Annotated in this window: 30 protein-coding genes; 10 read left to right on the plus strand and 20 right to left on the minus strand. The window is 54.0% G+C overall.

Annotated features, from left to right (window positions below):
* Positions 1 to 129: 129 nt before the first annotated feature.
* From orn to K5E40_RS07765, 8 genes are all read right to left on the minus strand, one after another.
* Entirely contained in the window at positions 130 to 702 is a 573-nt protein-coding gene (gene orn / locus K5E40_RS07730; protein WP_169922138.1) for an oligoribonuclease, read from the minus strand.
* 76 nt (positions 703 to 778) lie between these two features.
* Positions 779 to 1,240, minus strand: coding sequence for a hypothetical protein (locus K5E40_RS07735; protein WP_221730304.1), 462 nt, complete (start codon positions 1,238 to 1,240; stop codon positions 779 to 781).
* A 97-nt stretch (positions 1,241 to 1,337) separates the two neighbouring features.
* Positions 1,338 to 1,958: a hypothetical protein gene (locus tag K5E40_RS07740; protein WP_221730305.1), complete on the minus strand. Its 621-nt coding sequence runs from the start codon at positions 1,956 to 1,958 to the stop codon at positions 1,338 to 1,340.
* Between the two features lie 1,632 nt (positions 1,959 to 3,590).
* Entirely contained in the window at positions 3,591 to 4,109 is a 519-nt protein-coding gene (locus tag K5E40_RS07745; RefSeq protein WP_011923119.1) for an NADAR family protein, read from the minus strand.
* Positions 4,110 to 4,326: 217 nt separating this feature from the next.
* Positions 4,327 to 4,917, minus strand: coding sequence for a glutathione S-transferase family protein (locus K5E40_RS07750; protein WP_078466004.1), 591 nt, complete (start codon positions 4,915 to 4,917; stop codon positions 4,327 to 4,329).
* A gap of 168 nt (positions 4,918 to 5,085) precedes the next feature.
* Positions 5,086 to 5,883 (minus strand): hypothetical protein, encoded by a 798-nt coding sequence (locus K5E40_RS07755; RefSeq protein ID WP_221730306.1) that lies wholly within the window; start codon positions 5,881 to 5,883, stop codon positions 5,086 to 5,088.
* Between the two features lie 187 nt (positions 5,884 to 6,070).
* Positions 6,071 to 6,397: a hypothetical protein gene (locus tag K5E40_RS07760; protein WP_169922144.1), complete on the minus strand. Its 327-nt coding sequence runs from the start codon at positions 6,395 to 6,397 to the stop codon at positions 6,071 to 6,073.
* Between the two features lie 75 nt (positions 6,398 to 6,472).
* A complete protein-coding gene (locus tag K5E40_RS07765; protein WP_221730307.1) occupies positions 6,473 to 6,790 on the minus strand; it encodes a hypothetical protein in 318 nt (105 codons plus the stop codon).
* A gap of 294 nt (positions 6,791 to 7,084) precedes the next feature.
* Here K5E40_RS07765 and K5E40_RS07770 point away from each other — a divergent pair, with 294 nt between their 5' ends.
* Entirely contained in the window at positions 7,085 to 7,780 is a 696-nt protein-coding gene (locus K5E40_RS07770) for a GNAT family N-acetyltransferase (RefSeq protein WP_169904092.1), read from the plus strand.
* 351 nt (positions 7,781 to 8,131) lie between these two features.
* Here K5E40_RS07770 and K5E40_RS07775 read toward each other — a convergent pair whose 3' ends face one another.
* Complete coding sequence (locus K5E40_RS07775) at positions 8,132 to 8,452, minus strand: hypothetical protein (protein WP_221730308.1); 321 nt, start codon at positions 8,450 to 8,452, stop codon at positions 8,132 to 8,134.
* Positions 8,453 to 8,967: 515 nt separating this feature from the next.
* Here K5E40_RS07775 and K5E40_RS07780 point away from each other — a divergent pair.
* Together K5E40_RS07780 and K5E40_RS07785 are read left to right on the plus strand one after the other, a co-directional pair.
* Entirely contained in the window at positions 8,968 to 9,270 is a 303-nt protein-coding gene (locus K5E40_RS07780; protein WP_221730309.1) for a hypothetical protein, read from the plus strand.
* A gap of 52 nt (positions 9,271 to 9,322) precedes the next feature.
* Positions 9,323 to 9,520, plus strand: coding sequence for a hypothetical protein (locus K5E40_RS07785; RefSeq protein ID WP_221730310.1), 198 nt, complete (start codon positions 9,323 to 9,325; stop codon positions 9,518 to 9,520).
* A 51-nt stretch (positions 9,521 to 9,571) separates the two neighbouring features.
* Here K5E40_RS07785 and K5E40_RS07790 read toward each other — a convergent pair whose 3' ends face one another.
* Positions 9,572 to 10,885: a phospholipase D family protein gene (locus K5E40_RS07790; protein WP_011923112.1), complete on the minus strand. Its 1,314-nt coding sequence runs from the start codon at positions 10,883 to 10,885 to the stop codon at positions 9,572 to 9,574.
* Between the two features lie 123 nt (positions 10,886 to 11,008).
* Here K5E40_RS07790 and K5E40_RS07795 point away from each other — a divergent pair, with 123 nt between their 5' ends.
* The 3 genes from K5E40_RS07795 (at position 11,009) to K5E40_RS07805 (ending at position 12,974) form a co-directional block, all read left to right on the plus strand.
* Complete coding sequence (locus K5E40_RS07795) at positions 11,009 to 11,440, plus strand: hypothetical protein (protein WP_193069005.1); 432 nt, start codon at positions 11,009 to 11,011, stop codon at positions 11,438 to 11,440.
* 106 nt (positions 11,441 to 11,546) lie between these two features.
* Positions 11,547 to 12,059 carry a hypothetical protein gene (locus K5E40_RS07800; RefSeq protein ID WP_221730311.1) on the plus strand — a complete coding sequence of 171 codons (513 nt, stop codon included), beginning with the start codon at positions 11,547 to 11,549 and terminating at the stop codon, positions 12,057 to 12,059.
* 24 nt (positions 12,060 to 12,083) lie between these two features.
* Positions 12,084 to 12,974 carry an ankyrin repeat domain-containing protein gene (locus K5E40_RS07805; RefSeq protein WP_221730312.1) on the plus strand — a complete coding sequence of 297 codons (891 nt, stop codon included), beginning with the start codon at positions 12,084 to 12,086 and terminating at the stop codon, positions 12,972 to 12,974.
* Between the two features lie 288 nt (positions 12,975 to 13,262).
* Here K5E40_RS07805 and K5E40_RS07810 read toward each other — a convergent pair whose 3' ends face one another.
* The 3 genes from K5E40_RS07810 to K5E40_RS07820 form a co-directional block, all read right to left on the minus strand.
* Positions 13,263 to 13,721, minus strand: a complete 459-nt coding sequence (locus K5E40_RS07810; protein ID WP_011923108.1) for a hypothetical protein — start codon at positions 13,719 to 13,721, stop codon at positions 13,263 to 13,265.
* A 90-nt stretch (positions 13,722 to 13,811) separates the two neighbouring features.
* The gene (locus tag K5E40_RS35530; protein ID WP_011923107.1) at positions 13,812 to 14,189 is read right to left on the minus strand and encodes a DUF6283 family protein; all 378 of its coding nucleotides are present in this window, start codon (positions 14,187 to 14,189) and stop codon (positions 13,812 to 13,814) included.
* Positions 14,190 to 14,337: 148 nt separating this feature from the next.
* Complete coding sequence (locus K5E40_RS07820; protein ID WP_011923106.1) at positions 14,338 to 15,324, minus strand: hypothetical protein; 987 nt, start codon at positions 15,322 to 15,324, stop codon at positions 14,338 to 14,340.
* A 297-nt stretch (positions 15,325 to 15,621) separates the two neighbouring features.
* Between K5E40_RS07820 and K5E40_RS07825 the strand changes: the two genes are divergently transcribed.
* Positions 15,622 to 16,611 carry a hypothetical protein gene (locus tag K5E40_RS07825; RefSeq protein WP_011923105.1) on the plus strand — a complete coding sequence of 330 codons (990 nt, stop codon included), beginning with the start codon at positions 15,622 to 15,624 and terminating at the stop codon, positions 16,609 to 16,611.
* Between the two features lie 26 nt (positions 16,612 to 16,637).
* Positions 16,638 to 17,105 carry a hypothetical protein gene (locus tag K5E40_RS07830; protein ID WP_011923104.1) on the plus strand — a complete coding sequence of 156 codons (468 nt, stop codon included), beginning with the start codon at positions 16,638 to 16,640 and terminating at the stop codon, positions 17,103 to 17,105.
* 21 nt (positions 17,106 to 17,126) lie between these two features.
* On the opposite strand, the gene K5E40_RS07835 is transcribed toward K5E40_RS07830, so the two are convergent.
* Together K5E40_RS07835 and K5E40_RS07840 are read right to left on the minus strand one after the other, a co-directional pair.
* Positions 17,127 to 17,624, minus strand: a complete 498-nt coding sequence (locus K5E40_RS07835) for a hypothetical protein (RefSeq protein ID WP_011923103.1) — start codon at positions 17,622 to 17,624, stop codon at positions 17,127 to 17,129.
* A gap of 182 nt (positions 17,625 to 17,806) precedes the next feature.
* Positions 17,807 to 18,445, minus strand: coding sequence for an SOS response-associated peptidase (locus tag K5E40_RS07840; RefSeq protein WP_011923102.1), 639 nt, complete (start codon positions 18,443 to 18,445; stop codon positions 17,807 to 17,809).
* A gap of 226 nt (positions 18,446 to 18,671) precedes the next feature.
* Between K5E40_RS07840 and K5E40_RS07845 the strand changes: the two genes are divergently transcribed.
* Positions 18,672 to 19,079, plus strand: a complete 408-nt coding sequence (locus K5E40_RS07845) for a hypothetical protein (protein WP_011923101.1) — start codon at positions 18,672 to 18,674, stop codon at positions 19,077 to 19,079.
* A 140-nt stretch (positions 19,080 to 19,219) separates the two neighbouring features.
* Here the strand turns inward: K5E40_RS07845 and K5E40_RS07850 are convergent, their stop codons facing one another.
* From K5E40_RS07850 to K5E40_RS07860, 3 genes are all read right to left on the minus strand, one after another.
* Positions 19,220 to 19,468: a hypothetical protein gene (locus K5E40_RS07850; RefSeq protein ID WP_078466021.1), complete on the minus strand. Its 249-nt coding sequence runs from the start codon at positions 19,466 to 19,468 to the stop codon at positions 19,220 to 19,222.
* 122 nt (positions 19,469 to 19,590) lie between these two features.
* Positions 19,591 to 19,809, minus strand: a complete 219-nt coding sequence (locus tag K5E40_RS07855) for a hypothetical protein (protein WP_078466022.1) — start codon at positions 19,807 to 19,809, stop codon at positions 19,591 to 19,593.
* Positions 19,810 to 20,332: 523 nt separating this feature from the next.
* The gene (locus tag K5E40_RS07860; RefSeq protein WP_078466024.1) at positions 20,333 to 20,524 is read right to left on the minus strand and encodes a hypothetical protein; all 192 of its coding nucleotides are present in this window, start codon (positions 20,522 to 20,524) and stop codon (positions 20,333 to 20,335) included.
* Between the two features lie 200 nt (positions 20,525 to 20,724).
* Here K5E40_RS07860 and K5E40_RS35380 point away from each other — a divergent pair, with 200 nt between their 5' ends.
* Positions 20,725 to 21,435, plus strand: coding sequence for a CPBP family intramembrane glutamic endopeptidase (locus K5E40_RS35380; RefSeq protein ID WP_221730313.1), 711 nt, complete (start codon positions 20,725 to 20,727; stop codon positions 21,433 to 21,435).
* A 374-nt stretch (positions 21,436 to 21,809) separates the two neighbouring features.
* Here the strand turns inward: K5E40_RS35380 and K5E40_RS07870 are convergent, their stop codons facing one another.
* Together K5E40_RS07870 and K5E40_RS34945 are read right to left on the minus strand one after the other, a co-directional pair.
* Entirely contained in the window at positions 21,810 to 22,085 is a 276-nt protein-coding gene (locus K5E40_RS07870) for a hypothetical protein (RefSeq protein WP_221730314.1), read from the minus strand.
* A 540-nt stretch (positions 22,086 to 22,625) separates the two neighbouring features.
* Complete coding sequence (locus tag K5E40_RS34945; protein WP_260455561.1) at positions 22,626 to 23,267, minus strand: hypothetical protein; 642 nt, start codon at positions 23,265 to 23,267, stop codon at positions 22,626 to 22,628.
* Positions 23,268 to 23,311 lie beyond the last annotated feature (44 nt).

A 23,311-nucleotide genomic window follows, 5' to 3' on the forward strand; every position in this document is an offset into this window, starting at 1 on the left:
GGCTTCAGCTGAGCTGAATGGCTGAGTTGGGGAGGTGACTCGTGTCATTGGTATGGCCTGGGTGCTTGTAATGTGTCAATCCTAAGGGGCATACGGCTGTGCCAGAACCCTAGGTCATGAGCAGCTGTTTTAATCTTGCTCGAGCAGTGGCGCGAGCAGTGCTCGATACGTTTTGGCCTCCGCCACTGACTCAAGAATGTCGGGCAAGGCTCGATGCTGCTGGCGCTTCGACGGTTCGAAGGAGGGGGATACCGTTTTCAGGAATTCTTTCACTGAGGAGATATCCAGATTCCGGTAGTACAAGAAGTCGTGAAGTTCCGGCATCTGGGCTTCGATGAACATCCGATCGAAGTGGATGCCACTCCCACACAGCGGCTCGACTTTCTTGGAAACACCGTTCTGCCGGTAGAACTGAATCAGTTGGTGTTCCGCGGCCTTGAGGGTGGTGAAGGACTTGACCACCTCATCGAAGAGTCCGTTATTCGTATGCATGCGAGTGACAGCCTCATCACTTAGCTCGAGGACACGAACCATGGGTTGCTGGATCACGATTGAGGTACTGGCCAGCACAGTGAAGTGTTCATCAGTGACCACTGCCCCAATTTCGAGGATACGGTGTTCGTAAACTCTACGGTCGAAGAGCTCAGTAAAGCCTGTGGTTTCCAGGTCTAGCCATGGGAGCCTGCGTTGAGATCGGGTCATTGGGTCATCCTCCATAAGTTGATGTGCCCATTGTCCAGCCGGTTTGGGTGTGCCACCACCCAAACTAGGCTGCCATTCACTCGTTAAAACTGGCCCTCGGGTCAATGCAATGCTCCGGTGGAATTCCAGCTAGAGCGCGAATGGCATCGAACTCCTGAACCGCCGCCCACGCCCCGTTACCCGGATCAATGCGCCCTGATACGTACACTGGAAAGGGGACGCGTTCGACTTCACCGTATGTCCTGGGATTGGCGAGCATTTTGGCCAACTGCGACTCGTGATCCAGATAGGCCTGCTTGTTGAATTGAGCAACCAGTTCCTCTGTAAGGATGTCAGCACCGCACGCGATCAGTCCGACCTGGCCGTTCACCAGACGCTCGAAGGCTGCCTGGTCTTGATGGTAGACATTTGGGTCGTACTGCTCATGTGTGAGGCGGATAGACAGTCGGTGCTTGGCACCGTTGCTCAGCTGTACCTGGTAATGGTGCTCACCGCGATATGCGCTGAGGAAGTTGAAGGCAGGGGATGTGGTGCGCATGGTCTGCTCCGAAGATTGATGTGGGCCAATCTTCGGGTGAAACCAGGCGTGGCAGAACCATTGGGATACTTGTTAACGGTCTGGATGTGGCAGGGGGCTAATTCAATGGTGCGGCTGCCTTATAAAGGACAAATAAGCTCAGTGATATAAGAACAAAACTGAGGAATCGAAAGACCAATACGCCGGTCTCTCTGCGCACATAGGCCCCAAACACTGGGATGTTAGTGAGCAATACTGAGCAGACTAGCATTGCAACGCTCATTATGCAGAACTGCAAAATGCTGACATCGCCGCTAGCGAACAGTACAGGTACCAATGAAACGCTTACGAAAATCAAACACAAGTCAGCGCCAACACTGCATACCCTGTTGAGAACGCTCAAGGTATTTTCAAAGCGCTCATTCGGCACGCCTTCAGTAGGCGCGATAGAGAAGGTCACCAAAGCCAAGATAAAGCTGCTACAAAGCATGAAGATTACAGTGCTAATACCGATTTGCTCGCTAAACACATTGTTCGCGAAGTCTGATAGCCGTGGGCTCTGAGAAATCAGAGTGACTGCCGCTCCGAGTGCGAAATAGAAGAGGATAAACCCCATTCTCTCAAGCAAAAGAGCTTTCGTGAGACTTAGCGCCGACGCAGCAGCGCTGACGGTAAGCAGAGGTATTTCTCGGTAGCAGGTGAGCAAGGCGTGTTTGATTTTCGCGGGGAAGGTACCCATAAATATCCCTATCTGAGTTACAGATTAAATTGGCTATTGAGCCGTTGATTCAGTTGGTGCCACATTCAGTAAAAGCCCGGCCGCTAGGGCGGCCCTATGAATGTCCAGTGCAATATCCAGCTTCGATGCTGCGCTTTCAAGGCTTGTGCTTAACTGGCTGCCAGGCGCGAACACGTCACCTGAATCTGAAAGCTGGAGAGCACTCAATTTCGGGAGGGTCAGTGTAATCGCGGACTCCGACTCAAGTTCCTTTTTGCGTGTATTCGCTGAACAGTGTCATGTCTAGGATCTACTTCCTCAGTTGGAACTCTATTATCGCCGCCATTCGAGCATTGGCGAGCCAGAGTGGGGCTGAAAAAACATGTCTGAGCTGGTTCTGGCACGCGAATTTTGATGTGAGGATGGCTACCTCAACGAATGCTGCCATCTGAAAGCGCCGGTGGTAGCGAATCAACGCAAGGCGCTTGTACCAACTGGAGATTCAAACGTGGTCACTCATTACTCGCAAGACCTTGGCACCTCTTCCTGCGGTCGGACCGGTTCAACCCTGGCCATCACCCAAGAACGTGGGCAAGTCTCCTGCAAGACGTGCCTGCGCTCGCTGGAGAAGGCAGTACCTGCAACTTTGACTGAGAGCGTGTCCGCTCCAGCACAGCAACCTCAACCTCAACCGCAGCGATCAGTGCCACGTGCCTCCCCGAAACTCACCGCTCGTGCATCCTGGGGAAATCGGCTGGCTCAGATGCCGGGTCGCAACCGCATGCCGCGTGGTAGCGCTCAACAGGTGTACATCTGACATCCCAATGCGGCGCTTTGAAAGGTGCCGTCCTTTGACTCACCTCTAATTCCCTTTTGCCCCTTGAGAGCGTCTCTGCCCAGATTGGCGCTCTCAAGCCCACACCTCACAACGATTTGGCTCGCCTCTCATCATCCTACAAAAATGTGCACGACTAGCGCGGTTAATAAGGTCGAGGCGATCCAAGCCAATACACCAAGGATCCATGCGGGCGGGCCTTGCTTGAAAGGGTCCCAACCCCAAGTCCAGAGTGCGACCATTGGAAGCCAATGCAGTCCTGCCTTCGGGACGTCGTGCATGTTCCCGCCGATCACAGCAGTAATTACGGCCAAAGCGAGGAGGGTGGTCACCAACCACCTTGCGCCCCTAATGGTCCGCTCAAGTGGTGGCTCTACCAGTTCAACACCCAGCAGCTTCATACCGGCACTACCATGTAGATGACTGTGGCTTGTGTGGGCCAAGTGTTAGGCTGATTCAGAATTGTGCCTTGCAATCTCATGGAAGGTCTCTATCACGATGTGAGCCCATTTATAGGCTAGACATCGCTCAGCGCCAAACCAAAATGACAGGCTCGAATTTACGCTGATCGCAGAATATGCGGGGGACCTGCGACGGAATGGAAGCCCTCCAGATACTCAGCATGCTGCCGGGTGCCTGCCTTCAGGTTTTTGAGCGCCGATTCCTGAAGGCTGAGGCCGTCTACCCTGGCCCGCTGGCCTTCGCGGTAGGCCAACGATTTTCTATCTTGGGATCTGATCATGATTGACTGCTGTGTTCGGCTCTACTTTCTAGACGAAGAAGTATCGGCAGGATTTATGTCAATTTGAGGGCCGCACTCATGTATACCGCCGATGGGGGTGGCCCGCGTTGATCTCGGCTACTATTTTCGACCTGACGCTATTGAGTGCCAGCCCAAGTATGTTCGAGCCGCGCCAGTTGCGCCGGTCCAGGATGCGTGGATTGGACTCCCAGAGTTTTACGCCATAAACCCCATCGCTCCCGCTTGCCTCAACAAACTCAAGATCACCTGTGTTGATCATTTCGAGTTTGAGATCCTCATGCTGAGTGAACTTGGCATACAGAGCATGAAGAAGGATTGCTTCCCGCCTCTCAACCCAAACAGCCTCGACGAAACCATCGACCTTGCGCCCAATAGCTTTCTGTTCAGCGGGATCATGGGTAGCCATGATTTCCGCAGCGCGGACTTCATCTCCAAAGAGGCGGGCCTTCGCGAACATGAGCATCTGTTCGACGCAATTGAAGATAATCCCCTTGACCGTGAACGGGCGCAGGTACCAGTTGCTGTATATCTCGCTCTTGTGGTGGAAGAGCAGGAACCCATTAGCAACCTTCATGGCCAAACCTCGGACAGCAATAGCTCCACAAACGTTGCCTCACCACTGAAACTACACGAAGCGAACTGACCGAGACTCCACCCAAGCGCCCGCACATCAGCCAAGCAGTCTAGGGTTTCTGTGGGCGTTAGTGTGAATGAGATAGTCACAGTCATCTGCAAGGGCCTTTGGCGAGGGTGTTTGGGCCAACCTAGGTTGGCCCCGTGATCTGCAAGCGTTAAGCCGCAGCGTTCTCAGATTTGTGCCCGAGGCTTGCTTGGAAGGATCGCAATGCAAACAAACGGTCTGCATAGGCGGACAGATCACGGAATGTTTTGAGGCTAAGCCCCGCTTGTTTTGCCGCCCAAAGCCAAGGACCAATTGTGACGTCCATTACGCTGATTTCATTGCTCGCGAAGTAGGCGTACCCCTGAACCATGCTATCCATTTGTTGCAGGTACTTACGCATGCTTGTCTGTGCGGCAGCGTCACCTTCTTTGGCAGCTTCCAACAGGGGGAACAGTTGCTTATGAAAGGAGCGGACCTGCTTGCGGTAGATGGCACGACTAGCGGTGTTGGCAGGGAGCAGTGGGGGCTGGGGGTGTTGCTCGTCGATGTACTCGATGATGATGTCGAGTTCGCCGGTTGTCACGTTCCGATCACTGAGCGCCGGGGACTCAACGACATCGACTGAAAGCGCCAGATCGGCATGCTGGGCCATGTCCAGCTCGATGTATTCCAGACCTTTGACTTCGGCTGCAAAGCGGACGATATGCGATTGTACGCAGCTAGCAGAAGTGAACAGTTTGGTAGTTGAGGAAATGGACATTTGTGTAGCTCCGGATTGCTTGGCTGATGGGTGTATATTAAAAGCTCTTGTTTGTGCCACCAGCTACCGAGCCAGGAATTATTGACTTTCGCATACCCGATCTTGGGGAATGAATGTGGACCAACCCGGCTATCGGCCAGGTCGGTAAGTTGACTTGATTATGACGCTTTAGGCTGCCGTTTTTACGAGCGGCGGGGCCAAGTACACACCTTGGATTGCGCTTTCACGTTCCGATGTGGTCAACGACCACCCAAGGGTTTTTGCAATTGCATCAACTCCCTGTTCTGCCTGTTCGATTGTCGCGTAGTAGGTATGGATTCCAGCTGGGCCACGGGCCGTTTCCGCGATGTGTGCCACACGTTGCTTGCTCTGTGCTTTAGTCACGACCAGCACCAGTGCCGACAATGACGTGTGAGGGTAATCCCCGCTGATTTCGCTAGCCACAGAGAAGGCGTCACGATCATTCAGATTTGATCCCATTCTGGCTGCGCGTGCCATTGCGCATTGCTCTTCGGAGATGAAGTCCAGAGGCGTTGCCGATTCAATTCCTGCCTCGGGGCTCGGATACACAGGCACACCGGAGTGCCAGCCATGGAAGCGGAGCTGCATCATGAAAACACCCCACTCTCGAACCGTCAGCTGTTTAGGCATCTTGGAATGCTCAGGCTTGAAGCGTTCGTAAAAAGCGTTGTCCAGGATTTGAAGCATCATTCGAACTGCACGGTTGCACACCTGGTGATCACAAGAGTCACTAGCGTTGCCTACGGGCGTATCCGCGAATGCCTTCTCCTTGGCTGCAACAGGTAGGAGAAGGCGCAGCAGTTCAAAGGAGTATTCCAGGTACAGTTGATTGCGTGCCGGACTGAAAGGTTTGCTCGCGATCTCCCCGGCGATGTGAGGCGCCCGGATGTCTGAAAGCAGCTTCACCAGCGACTCAACTGTAAATTTTGGGGTCTGGGAGATCATGAGGTTTGTCCTTGCTTATTTAAGATGAGGCCAGTTTCAGCCTGTTTTGGCTGTGCCAGAAGCAACGGCGACACTCATTTTTGACCCTCAAATAAAGTGCCGGCAGCGCCTTGATCTCCCAAGGCGGGGACTCAATTATGGCGCTGCTGACCCATGAATCCGCAGTACGGCAGTTCGCTCGATATGATCAGGAATTACTCAGGACAACGATGAAGTGATTCCCGCTGAAAGGACCTTCCCCGATTGCAACCCTGAGCATATCTACCACGTGCCCCCACCCGGGCATGTCACTATCGGAGCCCTCACCGGTCATCGATGGGTCGACGAAGATTGCTACGTCAGCAATGTCGCCTTCGCTGACCGGGCCTTGCCGGGAATGCCAAGTCATCGCCTGAGAGTTATTGAGCCAGCTGATGAATTCCGGCTGTGCGAACAACTCTGGTACGGACAGCTTGATGCCCGTGATAGTGCTGGGAACAGCGGATGCAATTGCGTGGCGGATTTGAGCGGACATGGACGAACCTCTTATTAAGTCGGATTGGGTGGTAGCTATGGCTTGCATGGGAAGCCAGCAGTTACTGATGGGTGATCACCAGCTGTAAGTTGGAAGTTCGTCGACCGCATCAACAGCCTGGTCAAGCTGCACCCATGTCCCGCTCCAGGTTTGGCCGCTAGCTGAGCAGGGGAGATCTTTCGTTTTCAGCCATGCAGCGATGTCCTGGAGGCACTTAGGGATTTCCTCCCCCTCGGCAACCTTGTTCTCGATGCTTTTCAGGGAGATGAAGAAGCCGTACGGCCACGCTGCGCAGGGAACCCAGACGTTCTCATTGCCCAAGGCTGTGAGCGTCGCTGCAACCTCTTGAGTCAGGTGGCTGGTGCTGATTACAGGAAGGGAGATCAACTCCATGGGGCATACCTCATCGCTTGATTGATGAGCCATATTCAGGACGAAATCGGTGTGCCAGAACCCCATAATCGCTAGATTAACCGCGCATATTCATTCCCTCGGGCAGGGCTTGTAATGGTTTCCCTGCCGTGTGCCTATCGACCAAGCCCTCGTGTAAGGTCGGGGCTGGAATCGGGTGTCATAAGCCAAAAGGTAGGCCTACTTTTTGGCGAGGGGAGGGCACCTTGTTATATTGCCGCGAGACCGAGAGGCCGGGACCTGCCCCGCAGGATCATTTACCTATTGAGTATGCAAATGCCAATCTCACTTTTTGACAGCGCGCCGCCGCCCCGGGATGTTACCCATCAGGTCCTGCAAATGGTCGTGTCCAATCTGACGGAACTGAGCATGCTGGCGGTGCCGCCTAGCAACCACCTCTATGAGATCTACAAGTGGGCTGTCCCTGCTGAGGTGAATCTCTACATTGATCGAATTGGGCAGGTGCCGATCGCTCCTGTTGAGTTGCTTGTGGCATTCGATGAAGAAACCCCGGGGCATGTCCTGGGGTTTCTGATGTACTTGCCTGTACCGACACATTCCGATGCTTGTGGTGTTACCTACATGGCTGTGCAAAAGACGCACCGAGGGCGCGGGATCGGTTCGGCAATGATGAAGAAGGCAATCGAACGGTACCCGCACGTCGAGCTGACCTGCCCGGTAGCAAAGGTTGGCTTCTACGAGCGACTAGGGTTCCAAGTGCTTGATACCCACAACACCCAGGTGGTCATGAACACGAGGAGCGCCAGCACTGAGGGTCAGATGGCGATTGTGGATGTGGAACCGATTTACCGCTCCAGCCAGGCCCTTGAAATCAGAGACAGGCTTTTAGCGCGCTGGGGCCGGAAGGAGATGGTGAATGCTGAATCTCAATTGAACCGGCACGTAGCCCAGCTTCAACGGCAGGCCGTCGCGTTTGTCGGGGGCAGGCTGGGTAGTGGAGTGAAGGCCTAGCCTCAACGCTCTATCGGGCCGCCAAAACGAGACCCAGCGAATCGATTCGCTGATGTGCCTCTTCCACGGAATCGCAACAATCAATCCAGAAGTCAGGATCTGCTAGGACTGATATGGCGATCGGTGGAACATCCGGGGACGCTTCAGTCTGAGGGCCTACAATGACTTGGGCGCCGCTGCGTAAATAGTTGGCCATGTCTGTGCGGGTTTCTGGAAACACCTTCAGGACGTGTGCATGCTGTGCTGGGGATAGCCCTGTAAGATCAGGCGGGGACGATAGAAGCTGTTTCATTCTATTGGGTTCTCATTGGCAGGGTTGACCGTCTTGCAACCGGGTGAATGGTAACCAGATTACCGGAACTCAGCGCACTGGCGGTCGGCTTCAGTTTGAGCAAGGCCTTCAGCTGCTTTGCCGGCCTCAACAAGGTCCGTGTACATTTCCTCAGTGTATCCCGATTGCGCCATCTCACCGTTGGACCAGCCGGCATTGAAGCCTGCGTCGCACTTGGAAACAAGAACAATCCCCCATACCTGTTCGCTATCGTCCTTCTCGTCGGACGCATAGTGCGGACCTGATGAAACCAGCCCCTCGATCTCGTTGGACCAATAGAACTCTACCTGAGGCATGTCACGGCCGAGCAGGGTGAAGGGGATGAGCGGTGCGCTAGACATTTTGATTCTCCGCAGATGCTTGGATGGAGTAAGCATGAGAGCTGTTGCTGCGTGACACCATCACTCGCATAACTCTGGGCGCAGTCGTAGATCCACTAACTCTCCGAGGGTCAGCTCCCCGGCTAGGTACCGATTCAGTTCAGGCAATGGTTCGGACCCGACGCCAACACCGCTGAGTTCTTCTCGAAGCCTCAATTGGCGAAAAGCCAGTGCCCGGGATCGCTGCTCAGGGTTGAGGAGGGCGGTTCTAAGAGTGCGCTCAACTGTGTCGCGGTCAGTAATTGCCATTAGTGAGCCTCAATGGGTGTGGACTTGGCCAGGCTTTCATCATCTGCATGGTCGACAGTGAGGCTAACCCATGCACCCTGCATTCGATACCCAACAAGAGGTTCAACAGCGTCTACTCGTAGCTGGCGGAAAATCATCGACGGGCTGTTGGCACGGTTTTAAGTGACCGAAGATTACTGCGTTGAGAAGATGCCCATCCTGGGCAGCGAATGTTGATAGAGGATCGTATGGCCGATACACGCAAGATGACTAAGGCTCAGAAATTCGTAGCTGACATGATCAAGCACCGTGGCTTGGAGTTTGTTCAACTGGACATGCAGGTCGAGGTAGATGGTGACATCGGAACAATCATCGGAATGAACGACAGCGCGAACCTCAACGTACGATTCTCAAATCAGCTAAAGTACGGGAAGCAAGTCCACAACTGCCATCCATGCTGGAAAGTGAAATACTATAGTGCTGAGGGGAAGTGCATCGCTCATTTTGATGGTGATAAGTGTGTATTCCGCCCCGCTCAGACTGTTGAATGAATTTTTACATACAGCGGCCAATTACACGCACTACTTAATCAAAGGCAAAAGAATGCAGTCATCAGGCGAATCAGTATCAAAAATTACTATGTTCACAAAGGGCGCAGATGGGGTTTGGCTACCTGTAATCATGGACCCGATGGGTGATGCTGATAGGGAAAAGGAAATCGAGCAGTATCTCGAAATTCAACGAGTTGAACGCCAAACCCTGGAGAGCCAGGGCGAAAAGGTTCTAAGCTACAAATCATGATCCGCCCTGTTCAAACCTGGAGAACAGTAAGATTTGACCAGCTTTGGGCGCTCAGTCATCACCAATCAAGGTCGCTACTAGGATTGGTTGGTTGCTTCGGGCGGTGAACATCATCGTGACCGAAACCTTGCTATACAACCCTCCAAAATACTCATCAGCATTCACACCGGCGAGCCGCTGTTTCAAGGGTGTGGTGCTGGTAATATGTTTGGATAGAAGGTTTTCGAATGCATCGTGATCCGAGTCAATCCAAGCTTGCAGGTCGGTTCTCAACTGGGCAATTGGCTTGAGCTTCTTACCCTTGGCCTTAACCCTTGGCAGATGCGTTCCAAGCACTTCTGTTTTCTTGATGGAATAGCTTAGAGCCACTGAGAGCAGCTTTACTCCGTTGGGTGCTGAGAGCTTCACAACCATCGTCGTGTCCGAGGACATTGCTCTGAGGTCTTCTGGCTTCACAGAAAGCTCAATCTGAACGGTCTTGAATGGCGCAGGCAGGATTCCGCGAATCTTCATGCTCTGAGCTATCTTAGTTATCTGCCTCCCAGCCAGGCGAGCCCAGCCGACATGCTTCTGATTGAGGACGCAAAGGCATCGAGAGCCCTTATCCAGCGGAGGCAGGATCTTGTTTCGCTTCTTCCAGCTAAGCAGGTCGACCCCGGGCTCAAACCGTAAGCATGGTGATGCTTTGGTAGGGGTTACAGTGCCTAGATGGTTAATGCCAGACGGATGTGCGGACTTCACTGTCTCTTGGAGTTCAGCAAGGGCTGCCGTTTTCCTCGATCGCCTCTCACCCTCCAGGCGAAGCTCCTGAGCATTTAACCGTTCCGCATTTGCTCGTTTTGCATCAACTTCAATGGTGCGAAGTGACTCGTTGAACTGTTCGTATGCCTCCTTGCCGCGCTCTACATCCTCAGCCATCTGGTGGAACCAATCCCAGTCGACCTGAACTAGATCTGGATCAGTAGTCCATTCCCGCACCAAATTTCGTACTGACTCACATGTTTTGTCTCGAGCTGAACCGTCGAAACAGACACTCAGCTCCTTGTTCCGCCTCCCTCCCTGAGTCAGGTTTTGGCTCCCAAGGGTGACAAACTTATCCTCATCCATGATCACTTTTGCATGCAGCTTTGGCACTACGAAGACTTTACACTCCTTTTTGAGTAGCTGTTTGAATGCATTCAGCTTTGACGCACCACTGAGAAAATCGCGGAGATCGAAGCGTGTATAGAACGTAGCTTTCTTGTTCGCGAGCAGCGTTAGAGTAGGGTTCTTCGTGATGTAGGGGGAGAGCACGGTAAGTTGAGACTGAGCACTGGTGATCTGTTGAATCCACCGCGGGGCCATCTTCGTTCGAATGCGGATCATCGGTCCTACCCTGGAAAGCCGGAAATGTACGTTACGCCCAGTATATCGGCAGCTTAACTCTGTGGTCGCGTGCACATGCACCCCTTAAAATGCTCACCAGACTCCGTGAATGGAAACGAATCAATGGATGTTCACCACTTAGCACCACCAGAGCTGGCCAGCTTGGCAGCGAGCTCGAGGGAGATCTTTGAAGGCATTCTGGCTCAATCACTGGGCCACCAGCGCACGCTTGGTACCTGTCTGTATGCGGCGGTGATGTGCGCGGCGGTAATCAACCGCTTTACGAGTTTCCAGGCCTCTGTGCGTGGGGGGGATGGTGATTCGGATGGCGGGCTCTACATCGACTGGGTTGGTCATGGTCACTATTGGGTGGAGGCGACAGCCGGCGATCAAGCCTTTGTTGTCGATGTCACTGCGGACCAGTTCGGGCTCCCCAAGGTAGTAGTGGCGCCCCTTGAAGATCTGCCAGCCAGGTACATACCTGGTGATCAGAAAGCAGTTGATGAACATGCTGCTGATCTGATGCTTGAAATCCAGTCGGAACAAGCCGGGTAATGCGATCGGTTTGTTTTGGTTACATGCTGTTGGCACGAGCATTCGTGCAGTTATCCTTACTCTCACAGCCCCGAACGGGGTACTGATCACCTTCGGGAGCGTCATCGTGAAGAAAACTGATATTGGAGTCGGCCGGTTCTATACCGACGGCAAAGCGGGTCTGCGTGAAGTCCTTGCCGAGGGGCCGCAATTCAAGCTGTACGAAGCGGTCGCAGATGAAGACTGCCTCCGTTATAAGCCCCATGTGAGTTCGGGCGGCATTCCTGCTGGGACCGAAAGCAACACCACTCGAGTTTCATTTGCCGCCTGGGCCAAGTCCGAAGTCCTCCCGGATGATGTAGGCCAGTGGCTTATCAATCACCAGTCGATTTCCATCGCTAAGAAGCTATCACCGGGGCAGCGAGCCTTCCTCGCGACGTTTGATCGTGATCTAAACCTGACAAGCAGTATTAGTTGCCAGCGTGGTGAATTCCGCTCTGCCAAGTCTTGCCGGGAGAAAGGGTTGATCGCTGAAATGCCTGAGTCATTGGCTAAGGATATGGATCATTTCGATCTCATCTTCACCGCCCTCGGCCTGGCCGTTCTAAAGCGGGTCCTTGAGGACCCCGCGTACGCCTGAGATGATCTGCATAGGAGCCGGACAATGGATTCCAAACGAAAGGGAAAGCAAACGCTGATCAGGTTTTGTGTCCTCGCTATATCAATTGTTGTAGCGCCGGCCGCCACTGCAGGTGACCCTGTTCAGTGTAAAAAGGTGGGAGGCAGCATTGTCGTAACGGCAACATCTGATGGGAGTGTGTACGCTATCAATGGCAGCGCGCGGACTATGGCGGCCGCCCAGGGCTGGAAGGATGGGAAAGAGCGTTACGAGCCGTCTGAACTGCTTTCGCTGCTTCAGCAGGGGGTTAAGAGCTGCTCAAGCACAGGCTCCACCTCTACCGCTGTTCCGGAATTATCGATTCACTCTGCTAAAGTCGATTCATCTCCTGCTCCCGTCGAAGCCTCAGGTCCCAAAACTTCCAGCTCGTTTAGCCGAGAAGGGTTTTCCAAGGCAGCAAGCAACGGCGACATACCAACGCTCAAAGAGTATGTCGACGGCGGCTATGCTGTTGATACTCCTGGGCCAGACATGCCTTGGCTCAATCAGAAGGGGAATCCTGTGATCGCCGCCGCTGCGGCAGCCAAGAAGTGCGCTGCCGTCGATTATCTTCTCTCAGCAGGAGCGAAACCTGACTTCAAGGGCATTAAGTACGGTTGGACCCCAATCGCGCATGCAGCCCAGGCCGGTGCTACCGACTGCGTCCGTTCTTTGCTTGCTGCTGGCGCGCGGCCAGATGTGGCATTAGAGCGGGGAGGAGATACGCCACTCATCATGGCGGCTTACCAGGGTCACTTCGACGTAGTGAAACTACTCGTAGAGCACGGTGCTAGCCTCAGCACCAAGAATAATGACGGCGACACCGCATATCGCGCAGCCGTCGTGGGTGGGAGCAATTCAATTGCTCAGTATCTGAAATCCAAGGGTGGGAAGTGAAAAGATGACGACCGCGAGCAAGCATGAACTGGAGCCATACTGGGGGATCGTAGGTGCTGGCTTGGCCAGCCGGCGAGCAATGCCGGGAGCGATGAACATCAGCCCTGAGCACAAGGCCCCGCAATATGTTGTAACGCTATGCGAGGCTCTTCTCGCGCAGTTTCACTCTGCGGGTGCAAATGACGTAACACTGAAGGATTTGACCCGCTTGGAGCGTACTTGCACCGGCGTTGATTACCAGCACAAGCTCGCCCTGCGGTGCTTGCAGCTTGAGCGCCCGGTTGCGGCTTAGCTCGGCTGGGAGCTTTCGTAGTTTTCAATCCAGTCTTCCAGACCCTTGGCCAGGGTCTGAAGACGTTGGGCTGGCTGGATTTCAGTGAACACTGGTCGAGCTAGCCAAGCCTCGAGCTCCACGATGATCTCGTCTATCTGTTCTTCCCCGCCCCAGTCGCAGTCCTGGTATTTCTGCTTTGTGAAGCAGAACCATTGCACATCGTCATCAGACTGCAATGGGGAGTAGTGCTCGAGCATTACGGTTTCGATCTTGCCTGCCAGCGTGACAACGCCAACTTTCATGGTTTCGCTGACTGATGCCAGGGTGCCTAGCGGCATACTGAGCAATCGGTCGCCAATCAGAAAAGCCAGCTCCTGCATGCGGTTCAGGTGGGCGTCGTACACAGGAAACAGTTGCGGCGGCTGACCTGGGCGATAGATGCCAGTCGTTGTCAGGGCTTTGTTCATTTGCATGGTGGCTTCATCAATGGCTTAGAGATGAGCCATCGTAGATCTCGTTATGGCGTGCCAGAAGCCAAGCGCCGGCTTCTGGTTTGCTGAGGATCACTCGACGGTTGCCTCCCTGAGCTTATCGAGGACGTCTGGATAATTTGAGTGCAGCTCTGGCCAGCCAGTGCCGGGGTTGAGTGCCTCTGCTGGGAGCTTACCCGTGCTAACGAGGTATCGAATGCGAGGGTGGGCATGCCCTACCTTGGCCAACCAACCGGCACAGGCGAATTCCTCTCCCACACGGCTTTGGTGACATGCGAATATCGGGTCGAGATAGCTTGGACCCATCCCATTGATGTCCGGGCTGCAGTTTCTCAGCCGCTCAGCCTTCTCCAGATCAAAATTGGGAATGTCTGAGGCTTCTTGATTCACTCGCCAAGGACAAGAGCCGCAGGGTTTATTGAGAGGGTTCAGCGCGCAAGAGCTGGACATGGGTGTTCACCTTGATCTGGGCGGTACAGAGAGCATTATTATGCCTGAGCTGTGAATCGGCACCCTAGCTCAGGGGTTAAACACGGCGGCGGCCGGTTGAGCTGCTCCATCTGGTTTGCCCGCGATGGAGTAGCTTTGGCTTTGGGAGTTAGTTGGTGGCGACTGCTGGCAGCGAATCCCCGGTCGCAGTGCGATGGGCATTGCGTAAGTTGGCCAGCGCAGTGAACAGAGCTTGCAGGTCGCCGCCGAGTTTCAGCTGCAATGTTACTTCGCCGGGTGTGTCGCCCATCATCGGCAGCTCTTTCTCAAGTGCATCTGCGAGAGTGAGCAGCACAGGGACAGACGCATCGAGATCTTTGCGGCTGAAAAGGGGCGAGGGCGCCGAAGTGTTCTTGGGTGTGATCTTCTTGTGGCCGTTTTCGCGTGCTTTGGCCAGTTGATTTTGCATGTGAACTACGGTGTCCGCCCCTTTCATCTGGCACTTGAGATCTTCGTTGATCGCGCGCTTAACCGATACCTGTCCGGCCACAACCATTTGTTTTACTTCAGCCGGTACACGGTCGAAGTCCAGCATGGTGCGCACATGGCTCTCCTTGACGTGGAGACGGGTGGCAATCTCAGGGACGGTCATCTTGAGCTCAATCAGTTCGCGATACGAGTTGCCCAACTCCACAGGCTTCATGGCCACCTGACGGTTAGAGTTCAGCTGGCGGATGATGATCGACGCAGGGTCCGCATCGGTTTCCATAACCCACACCTGCTTGATGGTGCAGCCCTCGGAGATGGCAAGCATCAGGCCAGCGTATCGAGTGATGCCGGTCACCACTCGAAGCTTGCCGCTTTCTGGTACCACAGTCATAGGATCGACGTGGTCGCCAGCCTTGTAAGCATTGGCGAAGCTACGGATCTGGTCCGGATCCAAGGATTCACGACGGGAGTCGGACATGTAGCAAACCAAGAGAGCGACGGGTAGTGCAAACGCGTTGTTGCGTTTCGGGGCGAAATCGAGCCCGAGTTGTTGGTTCTTGATCAGGGTCTGGGTTACGTCGTGAAACTTGCGAAGTGAGTTGCACGCGGCAAGAGAGTCTATTGCTTGAGCGGTGATCAGGCCTGCTGCGATATTGGAAGTAGTCATGAATGTTGCTCCTTTAAGTAGATGAGCTCAGTTTCATGTTGATTTCTGTGTGCCAGAACCACCCTCCTTAAAAATCATTTCTTGTTTCTAAGCTCCTAGGAAGGAAAGGAATAAGAGCTCAATTAGGGAGGATCGGGGACTATTTCCAAGGCTTAAAATTTGTTTAGGGGTCGTGGTCTCGCCTGTCTACCTACCTGAACCGCCTAGCTATGCCATTGGGGTAGCCAATTCCAGAGTTGAATGTAGGGCTGCGCGGGTTAGGATGTGTGTACACCAACTCGTATCAAGTCCGTTCACATGACCGACCATCCTGTATTGAACCTCACCGCCATGGCCAAAAGCCTTGAGGTTGCAGCGCTACAAGATTCACGCTCACTCTCAGCAGACTGGGTTACACGGGCTATTGAAAGACTGGCTAAGGAAGCGGGTCTCCTTGAGAGGCTAGTGACTGATGCCGCAGGGGACGTGTCCGGACCATTGACCCTGATATTCGCGATTCAACTCAAGCTTGCACCTCTGATCGGAGCAAAGATCGGGGTGGCCTGCACGAAGGGACATCTGGGAAGGTGGGAGTTCGTGGATATGCCCAACTTAAACGAGCAGTTTTTGACCGTGCGCGAGATCGCCGTAGGGGCGATCGGAACCCTTGATCGGGACTCAATGGAGCGTTTCGGGTACCGAGTGACTGACGTATTCAAGCAGGTTGTCGCCACCGGCGAAGACCAGCACCAAGCAAATGCCCGGGTTTATGCTGAGAAGGTAGGCTTGCATCAAGCTGGTGAGGCCCCTGACCGAGAACAACCTGCAGCTCCGGGCGCCCCGACAGCTATCGACCTGACGGAGGCCTGCGCAGTCCTTCAAGCCGATTTTGCTCGTGACGGGCTCGATGTCCATAGCCAAGATCTCATGAAGATCTTCTTGGATGAAGTGCGGGCCCTTAACTTGGGCAGTCAGGTTGCAACCCTTCCAGATGGCCACGTCTACTGCGACCTGTCACTGCTGTATCTCGCGCATGCCAAATGGGTAGGAATAATTGCACAGACTTTGGAACTGGCATTGTCCGAGGACCTTGAGTCAATCACGGTCGCACCAGCTGCGACGCAGACCCTAAAAAGCCTCAAGGGCCTTGGGTATTTGCGAATCCGGGTGATGGAGGCTGAGACCTCAAATAAACGAGGCTTTGGCGTACTGGAGCCTATATTTGAGTCAGCTCGAACAGGTGAGTCGATGGAGCAGGCGAGGGTCAGGCTGCACCACCAGAGCCTGGGTCTTCGTCCGGTGAAGTAGCACCGCTCAGACCCAGGGCAAAAAAAGTGAAGTTTTTGTTAGGCCAGTTTGAGGTGCATGAATCAGGTTTGAAACATAAGCTCGGCGTTCAATTTCCCTTTGCGTGCCGGCTAATGACTACCGCAGCGGTCGGGCTCCTCGCCCAAACTACCAAATCGCGACGCACATGCCTGTGGCTTGTGCTCGCAACGCTGGGCACAACTGTTGCCAGCTCACTGATCAGCGATTTCGAAGACAGCATCATGCTCGGGATAGCTGCAACCGTCCTGCTGTTGGTCGTGAACTGTCTACCCTGGAGCTTCAAAATCCACGGAGACACACCCGTTGAACTTCTGTACCTGTCCGACTATTTCAAGCCCGTGTTGATAGCACTTACCGTAGTGGTAGCTCTTGCATCTATGGGGGGAGGTAGTGACACCTGGAGCGCCATCTCATCGCTTCTGATGGTGAGCACCGCACTGTTACCTTTGCGCAAAAAGCTTCTACGAGCCTGAACGCTAACCCTGGGCCGGCATTCAGCTGAGTTTTGAGCGCCAGGCCGGCCCCGCTTCGGCAAGTTTGGCCGCCTCATCAAGGCTCCCGCTGCAACCCCACCAGGTAGATCTGTCCCACGCTCCGCCATCAAGGCATCTGACGTCATAACGAACACCATCCGGGAATTCAGCAAACCAGCGAAGTTTTTCCGCCTGGATCTTGGCCTCAAGCTCATCATCGGAAATAACGTAGTCGTTTGCCTGCTCGCGATGCTGGGCCTGAATGGATTTGATGATCTCAACGCAGCATTCCCAGTCACGGGAGATGATGAAGGGCAGGTCCCACCAATGCTCCGTCTCAAGCGACTCGCGGTCCTCATTTGGAGTTTGGTCAAAGCACCGACGCAATGTGGGATTTAGGGGAAACCGCCCTGCGACCAGTTCTTGTTTTTCGGGCCAATGTACTGGCTGGTATGTGTCGACCTCGACAAATTCATCTAGGAAGAGGATTTTCCGGGTACGTTCGGCCGGCTTGGTCATTGTAGGGCCTCTGATTGGGGATGCGTTGAGGATAGCTATCCTAATGATAACCCCGCGGTGTGCCACCAGAACGAGCTCACCGCCTGGCAGTTTCTTGGCGAATGGTTAGCTCGGTCTGAATTTCGACCCCACACTATGGGGTGCACCGTCACAAATCCGTCGGTAGGATCTCGTTAGTTGCCTTACTTCGGCTTGGCTTCTGCTTTGAGCTTATCGCCTGGATACAAGCGCATGAACTCCATGGACTGCTCTGGGGTGGCGCGTAGCCAGTCGTTGATCAGCCCGTTAGGAAGGATGACAACACTTCGTTTCTCATCGTCGGGTTTGTGGTACTGGTTCATGAAGTGATTTTGTGCGTTCACCGTCAGCATTGTGAAGCTGAGTAGCCGGCCTTCAGGGCTGTGCCATTCATCCCATAAGCCTGCGATCGCCATGACCCCTTCATCAGAGCGGGTAATTCGGGTGGGCACTGCTTTGCCGCTTCTCCAATCGGGTTCGTAGATCCCCGAGGCAAGGATCACGCAGTGTTGCCCTTTCTTCCAGGCATCACGGAAGGAAGGTTTGCTGCTGACCGTTTCAGATCTGGCGTTGTAAGTTCGTCGTCCAAGATTCCGGTCTTTAGACCAAAAGGGGAGGAGACCAAACTGGCCAACTTGGGCTTCGAGTTCTGACTGATCATCATCGGTTGCTTCGCTGCCACGAAGTCGGATGAAGGGACCAAGGTAAGTAGGCCATAGGTCATGTTGGTATGGTTCTGTAGGGGCGACCCCGAAGCCTGCAAGAAGGCGGTCTTCAGTTGGGGCTTCGTAGTGTGAGCACATAGTCAGTCTCCAAAGAGTTGCGTCACAGGATAGACCGCAAGCGACATGTTGTGTCGCGGGGCGAGGGTAGGGCCACACAGGGATCGGCCAACTGAATACCGGAAATGGGATGTGAATTTCTCAGCCGGATACATAGTGCATCTGATTGCCGCCTGTCCAAAAGGTGTGACCCACCCTCTCTGGATAGGGTCAGCAGATGTAGATCCGATTTTTGTAAGGAGTACAGATGACCGCGCCAATGACCATCCTGGCCGCCGCGTTGGACAAGGTTCAACACGATCCAGCTGCATGTTCGCTGCCGGCACGCGCACAGGCAGAACGCGCGGCGATTCTGGTTATAGCCCAGACCATTGAGGTAGAGGGGGAGCCAGCACATCACCCTTCAAGTGGCTTGCTTCCCTACGTAGGGGAAGTTACAAGGGCCAAAGAAGGTTTGCGGGTGGCGCTAGAGGAGCTGGCCAGCGAGGCGCCGCCTGCAAGGCGTGCAGTGCTCTTGGCCAATTTCGAGCGGGCCCAGGACGTGTATTACCAGGCCACCGCCAGCGTTGCCGAGATCATCGGCCGAATCGTCAATGCTCCACCTGCGAGAGGGGGAGAGAGTGTTGACTCTGATTGGTCTGCCGGATATGTTTAAATCCTGGCTGCGAGAGACAGCCTTTATGGGCCCTGCCCCGCGACCCTAAGGGTGGCACCGCCGGAACTAGCCAAGAAGCCTCTGCTTCTCTCCCAAGAGCCCGCATTCGATGCGGGCTTTTTGGTTCTTGGCTTCCGAAGTCAAGCCTTCCGGACGTCGAGCTCCCCCGGCATTTCCGCTCCGAGATCAATTCCAAGCAACCGAGCGCCGCGAAGAATCGCTTGCTCGGCATGGCAAGCATCAGACATATGGACTGGCCGCTCATCACCTTCAAGAGGAAGGCCAGCCGCGTTCCGAAGCATTTTGATTGCGAATCGAAATGCCGCTGCACTTGGCTCTAGGTTTTCGAGTGGAACAGTCAGTTGCTTTGTTGGTGCATGGTATTTCATCAGTGCTTGTCCTGGGCCTAATCGACTTTTCAACAACCGCGGTTTTTATCCTTTGGAGGCCCAGGTCTGAGCTGAGGTAAAACAGGCCTGCTGCGCTCTATGCGCCCCGGCTGTCCAGCCGCTCACTCGTCATCAACTACTTCAAGCTTTCCGAAAAGCGCGATTTCGCCCAGATGGGTCTGGTCGGGCAGCATATGCTCGAGCTCGCGAAGGATTTTTTGAGCCAGACCTAGGGCTTCGTCTTTCGGGATAATCAACCGAACAAGGTCGGGATAATGGGACTTCCCGTCCAATACTTCCTGGCCTTTATTGATGGTGAATTCTTGATCGTTGCAGCGCATAGTGCCGATTCCTTTTAATGTCTGTTGAACATGTCTGCTTGAGTATTGGCCGTATCTGCCTTTGGGGCGTTCAGCGGGTGGCCCAGCTGACGGCGAATCTCACCAAGCCAGGCCTTGTAAGGTGTGTTTGCTCGTTCCCCCCAGGGGTAGGCTTCTATTAACGCCTTACGTAGCGCTTTCATATCACTGCGGCCAACGTTGCGAATCACTTGCGCTACCACTGGCGCAGCTGCATCTGCCCATGACATTGTCTTTAGCTCCTGCTTATCAACTTCAACGGCGATACCAGTTTAGCTTGAAGCATCTGGCATCCGCGGGTATCTCGGCCGGCACCCAGCGCAGGCAGTCCAAGTACAAACGTTCAGGTTTGCTTGGGCTCGGTCGAGTTGCTTGGACTAGATAGGCTGAACCACCAGAAGTGACGATATAGTCGCCGGCGCTCAAGTCTTCAGCTCCGTCGATGTACAATTTACAAGGGGTGTAGGGCTGACGGCGGCTAGCCATAGACGGATTCCCTCTTAATTCAGTGCTTCTGGGAATTGGGCGTGATTGTACGTTTGATGGTGACAACCCCCAGATCAGCCTCAAATTCCAGATCATTCTTCGCCTCGTGGGCAAGGCAGATCAAAGCCCGGGCCATGCAGCTTGCAGCGCCTTCGGCCCCGAGAAGTTGTACTGCTGCCGCGATTTGCTCTGCGAACTGGCGATTTTCCATCGTGGGCTATTCCTTGCTATTGCGGACAGTGCCCGCTCGGTCATGTTCATAGTCGAGCACTGCAATGAGTGCCACAAGCCATAACAACCTTGCAAAATCCTTAACCTGCCGGGCATCCATTTTGGCGCTCTTGCTTTGGCTAGATCATTTGATGGACCGGGTAAGATGTAGGCACTTATTTTCGCGAAAGGATGCTTAGCGTGAACAACGCCATTTCCCCAGGTTACCCAGCAATCGATCAAGCCCGCTACTCATGGTGGCGGCGTTGCTTGATGGGCGTCACAGCTCTCTTTCTTGCGCTAGCAATACCGACCTGGATATTCACTGTCGTTGGGAAAGAAGAATGGAATTCCCTGTGGCTTATGCTCGCACACGGTGCAACAGCCGTAGCACTTCTGTTCCTTGCCGCAGTACAACTCAGAGGCTCTGGCGGACTCAGGGCGCTTTTAGGCCGCGACCTTGGGCGCACCTACAAGATCTGTCTACCAATCGTAATCGTCATCTATGTGGTCTGCACCAGCCTAGACGTGGGGCTGGGGTTCGGCCGCGAGACTTTTATGGTTTCCTTCTTGGGCGGCCTAACTGCCCTGGAAAAGGTGGTATGTCTGGTTATGCTGCTGACACTTCCCCCGATCAGTGAAGAGCTTCTGTACCGCCACTTTTTGATGAGATTGTTCCCTTTGAACAGCCGGCTCTGGCAGTGGGTTGCGATCTTGTGCACCAGCTCGTTATTCATGCTGATGCATAGCCAATATACGCATTGGCCCTCATTTGCCCTGATCGGGTCTTTGGCTGTGCTTTTTGCCTACGCACGCATGCGCACCGGTGGCATCTTGGTGCCTATTCTCCTGCATAGTTTTGCAGAGGTCTGCGGCATGCTGAGCGATACAGTTTTGAGCCAGTTGGTATAGGAAGCTATTGAGACATATGCAGATGCGGTGCTGTGCATCAAGGCCATCAAGGCGCCAGGGATCTAGGTCGCGCTCTGTCCTAATATGGAACTGCCCTTTGGTGCGGCGTTGACAGGGCACTTTGCCGACCTGGATGCTCACATGTTCAGATTTGATATAGGGGTTCTAAAGCCCGATCTGAGCATTTTCGAGTGGGCTGCGGGATATGAGCGTTGATGCGGAAGCTACCTTGAGGATGGGTGATTCCCAGCAGTGCGATAAATACGGCGTCCGAGACGCTTGGCATCAAAGTGTATTTTCTTTAGCGGGCCGGCGGAGAGCTTCCTGACCTGCAGGAGTTTTGCAACATCGTCATTTGAACTGTCGATCTGTGATTACTTGTCCAGCATACGTTCCTGCTCCGCCACTAAAATGGCCCGACCGTAGAGATTCGTGGAGATGTGCGAAAGCACCAAGCTTCCGAGCCCGCAACCGATAAGATTCTTGAATGGAGGCCAGGCATCGGTGCCATACAAGCGAGACAAGACTGAGGTTATTTCCAGCGCATTCAGCCCCCACGTGAAGAAACTAACCAGAGCCCCGAGGGACATGACGAATGACATGAACCAAAAAAATCGGGCGGCTAATTTACCGACTGCGCTCGCGACCATAGCTATCTCCTGATGGTTTAGTGATTTGGACGCATTGTGCCCTTGCCTTTGAGCATGTGAAAGCCAAAGGGTATCCAGCAAATTCCCGATGTCTGGCCGCTGGAATGAATCATTAGCCAGTTAGAGCAAATACACGGTAAAGCATGGCCCTTTTTGGATTTGGCAAACTGGACGGTCGCGTTAATCTGTCGATTGACTATGAAATCCGTGGGGCAGGGCTTTGAGGTTTTGGACTACAGCAGAAGAGAAGGTAATCAAGGAACTCTACGGGGACACTCCAATGGCTGAGTTGACGTCCATCCTAAACCGAAAAGTAGGGTCGATTCATGCTAAGGCAAGGACCTTGGGCATCAAGCGCAGCGACTCTTTCCGAAATGGTCAGCACGGTGGCCGATTCAAGTCAGGGAGCAAGTCCGGGGAATCTACCCGTTTCAAGAAGGGGAGGAATCTCCACGCCAACAAGCTTGCAAAGGTTTCTGCAAAGACGCCAGAGTAAGGATCCCTCCCTAGGACAGAGATCTCCCCAGCATAACCAAATTGCTAAGACTCCTGAGCTTTGAGCATTTCCAGATGTGCTTCTTCATCATCTGTCGATTTCCCATTCGCCGCCCGCCAGACAATCCTCAGTTCGTAGAGTGAAATTAGCCCCGCGTGAGTCGTGCGGAAATAAGTACCTGAATCATCAGACCGGATTTTCTCCAGCTGCCCGCGCCCATGCAGGTCATTTACGATCTCATCGAGGTCGCTGAGTCTCTCAGCTTCCTTCGGCGAAACGTGCATACCCTCAGGCTTGTTGGCCAGCCAAAGCACCTTTTCGGGATTGAACAGGTTTTTGGTGCCGGGTACGCCTGTCTTCTGGCTTACAGGCCTTGTCGTGGTTGGCGTTACTTTAACTACTGGGGACGGTGTCTCTGGCGCTTTGATGATCAGCCCCTGGGTACAAGCCCAACCAATGATCTCTTCATCGAGCCAGTCGGGCATTACCAGCTCGTCGGCAATCATCCGCCACTCAGCGTGCGTTGCTCGAGCCAAAAATGCAGAGCAAGAAAATGCCTGCGGCATTCGTGGAAAATGAAACGGCTCATCGCAATGTGTATTCAGAAACGCCGCCAGCCCATCACCATCGTCTGGAATCACCACATTGGCAACAAGCACCCGCGCGTGTGATACGGCGACTGACATGAACGCTCCGTAGATGTCGTGTACCTCAACGCCAGCCTGCCAAT

It is taken from the genome of Pseudomonas baetica (genome assembly GCF_019733355.1).
Taxonomy (GTDB): Bacteria; Pseudomonadota; Gammaproteobacteria; order Pseudomonadales; family Pseudomonadaceae; genus Aquipseudomonas; species Aquipseudomonas baetica_A.

Bases quoted from the DNA above. Each gene is read 5' to 3' on its own strand.
- orn (WP_169922138.1), bottom strand. From the start codon at position 702: ATGACCCGATCTCAACGCAGGCTCCCATGGCTAGACCTGGAAACCACA.
- K5E40_RS07840 (WP_011923102.1), bottom strand. From the start codon at position 18,445: ATGTGCTCACACTACGAAGCCCCAACTGAAGACCGCCTTCTTGCAGGC.
- K5E40_RS07835 (WP_011923103.1), bottom strand. From the start codon at position 17,624: ATGACCAAGCCGGCCGAACGTACCCGGAAAATCCTCTTCCTAGATGAA.
- K5E40_RS07755 (WP_221730306.1), bottom strand. From the start codon at position 5,883: ATGATCTCCCAGACCCCAAAATTTACAGTTGAGTCGCTGGTGAAGCTG.
- K5E40_RS07750 (WP_078466004.1), bottom strand. From the start codon at position 4,917: ATGTCCATTTCCTCAACTACCAAACTGTTCACTTCTGCTAGCTGCGTA.
- K5E40_RS07845 (WP_011923101.1), top strand. From the start codon at position 18,672: ATGACCGCGCCAATGACCATCCTGGCCGCCGCGTTGGACAAGGTTCAA.
- K5E40_RS34945 (WP_260455561.1), bottom strand. From the start codon at position 23,267: ATGTCAGTCGCCGTATCACACGCGCGGGTGCTTGTTGCCAATGTGGTG.
- K5E40_RS07765 (WP_221730307.1), bottom strand. From the start codon at position 6,790: ATGGAGTTGATCTCCCTTCCTGTAATCAGCACCAGCCACCTGACTCAA.
- K5E40_RS07850 (WP_078466021.1), bottom strand. From the start codon at position 19,468: ATGAAATACCATGCACCAACAAAGCAACTGACTGTTCCACTCGAAAAC.
- K5E40_RS07760 (WP_169922144.1), bottom strand. From the start codon at position 6,397: ATGTCCGCTCAAATCCGCCACGCAATTGCATCCGCTGTTCCCAGCACT.
- K5E40_RS07820 (WP_011923106.1), bottom strand. From the start codon at position 15,324: ATGACTACTTCCAATATCGCAGCAGGCCTGATCACCGCTCAAGCAATA.
- K5E40_RS07740 (WP_221730305.1), bottom strand. From the start codon at position 1,958: ATGGGTACCTTCCCCGCGAAAATCAAACACGCCTTGCTCACCTGCTAC.
- K5E40_RS35530 (WP_011923107.1), bottom strand. From the start codon at position 14,189: ATGTCCAGCTCTTGCGCGCTGAACCCTCTCAATAAACCCTGCGGCTCT.
- K5E40_RS07790 (WP_011923112.1), bottom strand. From the start codon at position 10,885: ATGATCCGCATTCGAACGAAGATGGCCCCGCGGTGGATTCAACAGATC.
- K5E40_RS07860 (WP_078466024.1), bottom strand. From the start codon at position 20,524: ATGGAAAATCGCCAGTTCGCAGAGCAAATCGCGGCAGCAGTACAACTT.
- K5E40_RS07805 (WP_221730312.1), top strand. From the start codon at position 12,084: ATGGATTCCAAACGAAAGGGAAAGCAAACGCTGATCAGGTTTTGTGTC.
- K5E40_RS07810 (WP_011923108.1), bottom strand. From the start codon at position 13,721: ATGCAAATGAACAAAGCCCTGACAACGACTGGCATCTATCGCCCAGGT.
- K5E40_RS07855 (WP_078466022.1), bottom strand. From the start codon at position 19,809: ATGCGCTGCAACGATCAAGAATTCACCATCAATAAAGGCCAGGAAGTA.
- K5E40_RS07775 (WP_221730308.1), bottom strand. From the start codon at position 8,452: ATGTCTAGCGCACCGCTCATCCCCTTCACCCTGCTCGGCCGTGACATG.
- K5E40_RS07735 (WP_221730304.1), bottom strand. From the start codon at position 1,240: ATGCGCACCACATCCCCTGCCTTCAACTTCCTCAGCGCATATCGCGGT.
- K5E40_RS07870 (WP_221730314.1), bottom strand. From the start codon at position 22,085: ATGGTCGCGAGCGCAGTCGGTAAATTAGCCGCCCGATTTTTTTGGTTC.
- K5E40_RS07770 (WP_169904092.1), top strand. From the start codon at position 7,085: ATGCCAATCTCACTTTTTGACAGCGCGCCGCCGCCCCGGGATGTTACC.
- K5E40_RS07795 (WP_193069005.1), top strand. From the start codon at position 11,009: ATGGATGTTCACCACTTAGCACCACCAGAGCTGGCCAGCTTGGCAGCG.
- K5E40_RS07825 (WP_011923105.1), top strand. From the start codon at position 15,622: ATGACCGACCATCCTGTATTGAACCTCACCGCCATGGCCAAAAGCCTT.
- K5E40_RS07785 (WP_221730310.1), top strand. From the start codon at position 9,323: ATGCAGTCATCAGGCGAATCAGTATCAAAAATTACTATGTTCACAAAG.
- K5E40_RS07780 (WP_221730309.1), top strand. From the start codon at position 8,968: ATGGCCGATACACGCAAGATGACTAAGGCTCAGAAATTCGTAGCTGAC.
- K5E40_RS07745 (WP_011923119.1), bottom strand. From the start codon at position 4,109: ATGAAGGTTGCTAATGGGTTCCTGCTCTTCCACCACAAGAGCGAGATA.